This window comes from Pseudomonas violetae, from assembly GCF_023072615.1.
Classification (GTDB): Bacteria; Pseudomonadota; Gammaproteobacteria; order Pseudomonadales; family Pseudomonadaceae; genus Aquipseudomonas; species Aquipseudomonas violetae.
The window spans coordinates 1-5,520 of sequence record NZ_JAKNRW010000075.1 but is presented as its reverse complement, the minus strand read 5'-3'; the positions used below and the strand labels follow the sequence as shown (position 1 = coordinate 5,520).

At 63.6% G+C, this 5,520-nt stretch carries 6 protein-coding genes; all 6 read right to left on the bottom strand.

Annotated features, from left to right (window positions below; genetic code table 11):
* The coding region (gene cobT / locus L9059_RS30365) for a nicotinate-nucleotide--dimethylbenzimidazole phosphoribosyltransferase (RefSeq protein WP_247296448.1) at positions 1-1,039 on the bottom strand (1,039 nt) is incomplete at its 3' end.
* Positions 1,036-1,557, bottom strand: a complete 522-nt coding sequence (cobU, locus tag L9059_RS30360; protein WP_247296428.1) for a bifunctional adenosylcobinamide kinase/adenosylcobinamide-phosphate guanylyltransferase — start codon at positions 1,555-1,557, stop codon at positions 1,036-1,038. The genes cobU and cobT, both read right to left, overlap by 4 nt.
* Before the next feature lie 75 nt (positions 1,558-1,632).
* Positions 1,633-3,084 carry a cobyric acid synthase gene (locus L9059_RS30355; protein ID WP_247296425.1) on the bottom strand — a complete coding sequence of 484 codons (1,452 nt, stop codon included), beginning with the start codon at positions 3,082-3,084 and terminating at the stop codon, positions 1,633-1,635.
* Entirely contained in the window at positions 3,081-4,073 is a 993-nt protein-coding gene (gene cobD, locus L9059_RS30350; RefSeq protein WP_247296422.1) for a threonine-phosphate decarboxylase CobD, read from the bottom strand. Before cobD ends, L9059_RS30355 begins: the two co-directional genes overlap by 4 nt.
* Positions 4,066-4,974 (bottom strand): adenosylcobinamide-phosphate synthase CbiB, encoded by a 909-nt coding sequence (cbiB, locus tag L9059_RS30345; protein ID WP_247296419.1) that lies wholly within the window; start codon positions 4,972-4,974, stop codon positions 4,066-4,068. The genes cobD and cbiB overlap by 8 nt, the downstream gene beginning before the upstream one ends.
* Positions 4,971-5,520 (bottom strand): 5,6-dimethylbenzimidazole synthase (gene bluB / locus L9059_RS30340; protein WP_247296401.1); only part of this gene is annotated, 550 nt, incomplete at its 5' end. The genes cbiB and bluB, both read right to left, overlap by 4 nt.

The window sequence follows — 5,520 nt, the reverse complement described above, 5'->3', positions numbered from 1 at the left end:
CGACGGCGGCTTCGGCAAAAGTTGCCATCTGCCCGTGAAGGCTGCAGGCCAGGCGCAGCAATGGCACGGCCAGCGCAGCACCACTGCCCTCGCCAAGGCGCAGGCCGAGCTCCAACAGGGGGGCAGCGCCGAGTGTTTCGAGCACATGGCGATGGCCCGGCTCGGCGCCGCAATGCGCGAACAACAGCCATTGACGGCATTCAGGATTCAGCCGAACTGCCACCAGCGCGGCCACGCTGCAAATAAAGCCGTCCACCAGCACCGCCACCCCTTCCTGGGCGCAGGCCAGATACGCGCCAGCCAGTGCGGCAATTTCAAAACCGCCGAGGTTGAACAGGGTCTGCAACGGATCGCCGCGCTGGGCACTGTGCAGTAACAGTGCGCGCTCGATAACCTGGACCTTATGGCTGACCCCCGCCGCGTTCAATCCGGTGCCTGGTCCGGTCATTTGTACTACCGGGCAATCGAGCAGTGCACAGGCCAGGGCGCTGGCTGCGGTGGTATTGCCAATGCCCATTTCACCGCCGATAAACAGCTGGGCGCCGCCAGCAATGGCGCGTTGCACGCTGTCGCGACCAGCCTGCAACGCCAGCGCACCCTGCACCGCGCTCATCGCCGCGGTCACGGCGAAATTCGCCGTGCCCGGGCCGATGTTCAGATGCCGCACGCCTTTGAGGTCAATGGCCGGGTTGACGGTGCCGAGATCCACCACTTCCAGGGCGGCGCCAAGCTGATGAGCCAACACGCTGATCGCCGCGCCGCCGCTGACGAAGTTGTGCAACATCTGCGCGGTCACTTCCTGGGGAAACGCCGAGACACCCTCGGCAACCACGCCGTGGTCACCGGCAAAAATGGCAATCCACACCTGATCAAGCGTCGGCTTCAACTGCCCCTGCAACCCCGCCAACTGCACCGCTACAGATTCGAGCCGACCCAGCGAGCCGGCGGGTTTGGTCAGCTGCTGCTGGCGGGCCTCAGCCTGTTCGACTGCGCCGATGTCTATGGGTTGGCACGGGTTGAACCACCAGGCTTGGGTCATAACGCAATTCCTTTGAGAGTCAGGGGCAGCCCGGCAACGGTGAGGACGACGCGTTGGCAGCGCTCGGCCAGCGCCTGATGCAGCCAACCGGCCTCATCGACATAGCGCCGGGTCAATTCGCCCAGCGGTACGACACCCATGCCGGTCTCGTTGCTGACAAAAATGATTTCACCAGGCAAGGTCGCCAGGCAGTCGAGTAAAGCATCGAGTTCGACGGTCAGGCGTTCGGCGCTGTCGAGCATCAGCAGATTGGTGAGCCACAGGGTCAGGCAATCCACTAGCAGGCAGCGATCGGTTCTGGCGTTTTCGCGCAGTACGCGGGCCAACTCCAGCGGTTCTTCGATCAACGCCCAGGAAGACGGACGACGCGCCCGATGATGGGCCACCCTTTCGCTCATCTCGCCGTCCAGTGGCTGGCTGGTGGCGATGTAGGTGACGTTCAGATCGCTGTCGCAGGCGAGCTTTTCCGCCAGGCGGCTTTTGCCGGAGCGGGCGCCGCCGAGGATTAATTGCAGCATGGTTGACTCCTTGAAATCTTCAGTGGGGCGAACTGTGAGAACGGGCTTGCCCGCGAAGGGGCCTTCAAGATCACCTCAAAACCCACAGAGTTCACGCAGCAGCCCGGTATCCAGGTGCTTCTCCACCAGATCCGCCAACCGCTCGATGTCCCGCTCACGCAGCCCGTGATAATCCACGTCCTGCACATTCTCCAAGCCAGCCCAGCGCAACAGCGCACCGCATGCCTCAGGCGACTCGAACAAACCATGCAGGTAAGTGCCAAAAATCTGTCCGTCGGCACTCCGCGCACCCTCACAGCGACCGTCATCCAACTGCACCGCCGCCCTCTCCAGCGCCGGTCCTGTGGTCACGCCCGCGTGGATTTCGTAGCCGCTGACCGGTGCATTCTCAAGGGCCAGGCGCCCACGCACATTGCGCAGCTGCTTCTCTTGTTCCAGTCGGGTCTCGAATGCCAGCAGATCCAGTCCTGCGCTGGAACCCGGCGCCCCTTCCAGACCCAGCGGATCATGCACCTGCCCGCCGAGCATTTGCAGGCCGCCGCAAATTCCCAACAACTTGCCGCCATAGCGCAAGTGACGGGCGATCGCCGTGTCCCAGCCATTGGCTCGCAGGTACGCAAGATCACTGCGCACGCTTTTCGAGCCGGGCAGAATGATCAGGTCGGCCGGGGGAATCCCCTGGCCGGGGCCGATGAACTGCAAGTCCACTTGCGGGTGCAGGCGCAGCGGATCGAAATCAGTGTGATTGCTGATGCGCGGCAGCACCGGCACCACGACTTTGAGCACCTGCTCCACCTTTTCAGTCTGGCGTTGATCGATGCCATCCTCCGCTTCCAGGTGCAGGTCCATCACGTATGGCAGCACGCCGATCACCGGCTTGCCAGTGCGCTCTTCAAGCCATTCCAGGCCAGGTTGCAGCAAGGCGATATCGCCGCGAAAACGATTAATGATGAAGCCCTTGACGCGTGCCTGTTCACTGGCGGAAAGCAACTCCAGGGTGCCGACCAAATGCGCGAAAACCCCGCCGCGGTTGATGTCCGCAATCAACACCACCGGACAATCGACGGCCTCGGCGAAGCCCATGTTGGCGATGTCGCCGGCGCGCAGATTGATCTCCGCCGGGGAACCCGCGCCTTCGACCATGACCACCGGATACGCTGCGCTCAAGCGCTGATGGGAAGCGAGCACCGCCTGCATCGCGATGGCCTTGTAGTCGTGGTAGGCGACGGCGTTCATGGTCGTCACCGCCCGCCCATGGATAATCACCTGGGCACCGGTATCGCTGTTGGGCTTGAGCAGCACCGGATTCATGTCGGTGTGAGGTTTGAGATTGGCCGCCTGGGCCTGCACCGCTTGCGCGCGACCGATCTCGCCACCGTCGGCCGTCACCGCACTGTTCAGCGCCATATTTTGCGGCTTGAAGGGCACGACGCTGACGCCCTGGCGGACCACCCAACGACACAGCGCCGTCACCAGCGTACTTTTACCGGCGTCGGACGTGGTGCCCTGCACCATCAACGTAGTCATTGTGCCTCCCCGACAAAGGCCTCAAGGGCTGACGCAACACGCGCCCAGTCTGCTTCCTCAGCTGGCAGGCCAAAACGCAGGCTGCTGTTGTGGATAAACAGGCGCAACAGAATGCCGCGCCGCGCCATGAACTCATGCAGTGCTTCGGCGCGATCAGTCATCAGCCACTGGAACAATGCACAGCCCCCCTGCGGCTGGAAGCCGTATTGCTCAAGCAGCAGCGCCAAGCGCTCGCTGGCCGCCTGGGTGCGCAAACGCTGCCTGATGTGCCCTTGGGTATCCAGCAGACAGGCCTGGCCCAACACCCGGGTCGGCCCGCTGACCGCCCAGGGCCCAACTTGCTCGGCAAGCAATTTGAGGAGCTTGCGCTCGGCCAGCACAAACCCCAGCCGCACGCCAGCCAGGCCAAAGAACTTGCCGAACGAACGCAATACGATCAAGCCGACCTGATGGGCATAAGAGGCCACGCTCAATTGCGGCGTGTTGTCCATGAAGGCCTCGTCCACCACCAGCCAGCCGCCGCGCTGGGCCAGTCGCGAATGCCAGTCGAGCAAGCGATTGGGGGGCAGGCTCAGGCCTGTGGGGTTGTTCGGATTGACCACCACCAGCACGTCCAGGTTGTCGATAAAAAAATCCACTTCCTGCTCGAGCACTTCGCGCACGATGTAGCCGCTGCGGCGCCAGGCTTCGGCGTGCTCGGCATAGCACGGCGACAGCACGCCGACCTTGCCGGCGCGGCGCAAACGCGGCAGCAGCTGGATCGCCATTTGCGAACCCGCCACTGGCAGCACTTGGGCAGCACCGTAATAATCGCAGGCAGCCTGTTCAAGGCCGTCATCGCTTTCTGGCAGACGCGCCCAGGCTCGCAACGGAATCGGCGGAACAGGAAACGGCCAGGGTGCGAGGCCACTGGACAGGTCGAGCCAGTCGGCTTCGGCAATACCATACTCGATTGCCGCTTTGCGTAAGCGCCCGCCGTGCTCAAGCATAGAACTGCGCCCCCACGCAAATGATCAACAGCCACAACCATACCCCACGCTGGACCAACTGCCAGCCACGGTCGATGGAGTCCGCATCCGCAGCCGCGCCCTCGCCCAGCGGCGGCCGCTGGTGCAGCTCACCGTGGTAAATCGCGGCCCCGCCCAGCTCCACCCCAAGCGCGCCAGCCCCCGCGGCCATGACCGGACCCGCATTGGGACTGTCCCAGGTCGGCCCCTGGGTCCGCCAGCATTTGAGCGCCAATCGGGTTTGGCCCAGCAAGGCGTAGGTCAACGCCACCAGTCGCGCAGGAATGTAGTTGAGGACGTCGTCGATTTTCGCCGCCGCCCACCCGAAGCGCTCGAAGCGTTCGTTGCGATAACCCCACATTGCATCCAGGGTATTGCTCAAGCGGTAGAGCACCACCCCTGGCGCGCCGGCGACGACAAACCAGAACAGTGCGGCGAACACCGCGTCGCTCCCGTTCTCCAGGACAGATTCGGTGGCAGCGCGGGCGACTGCGGTTTTATCCAGTTCGCTGGTCTGGCGGCTGACCAGATAACCGACGCGGGTGCGCGCCTCTTCCAGGTCATCACTGCGCAAGGCCCTGGCCACCGGTTCGACGTGCTCGCCCAGGCTGCGCATGCCCAGTGCGCAATAGAGCGCAAGGATCTCGACGATCCAGCCCACGAATGGCGCCCAGGAAAGCGCTGTCGCCAGCAAAGTCAGCGGCAGTACAGCAAGCACCCAGGCAGTCACGCCATGGCTGCGCCAGCCTCTTCCACCACTATTGAAGCGTTGCTCGATGCGATCGGCAAAGCGGCCGAACGCCACCAGCGGATGCCAGCGCTTGGGTTCGCCCAGCAGCGCATCCAGCGCCACTGCGGCGACGCTCAACAACGCCACACTCATTGACTCACTCCCCAGACATTTTCATACAGCAATTCACCCAGCGGCCGCACCTGCGCCCAGCCTTCGAGTACCAGCATCGGCGCAGGATAAAATTCCTGCACCGGCCCCAGGCATAACACGGCCATCGGTTTAGCGCCTGGCGGCATCCCCAGCAGATCGGCCAGGGCTTGCGGTTCGAACAGCGAGACCCAGCCCATGCCCAGCCCTTCGGCACGAGACGCCAGCCACAGATTCTGGATGGCGCAGGACAACGAGGCGATGTCCATTTCGGGCAAGGTACGCCGACCGAAGATGTGGCGTTCGCGATCATCCATCAGCGCGGCGACCAGGACTTCGGCACAATCATTGATGCCTTCGACTTTGAGCTTCATGAATTCGTCGGTGCGCTCGCCCAAGGCTTCGGCGGTGCGGATTCGCTCTTGCTCCACCAAGGACTGGATCTGGCCGCGCAGGCTGCGATCGCTGATGCGCATGAACCGCCACGGCTGCATCAGGCCGACGCTAGGGGCGTGGTGCGCCGCCTCGAGCAAGCGCCGCAGGAGCTCG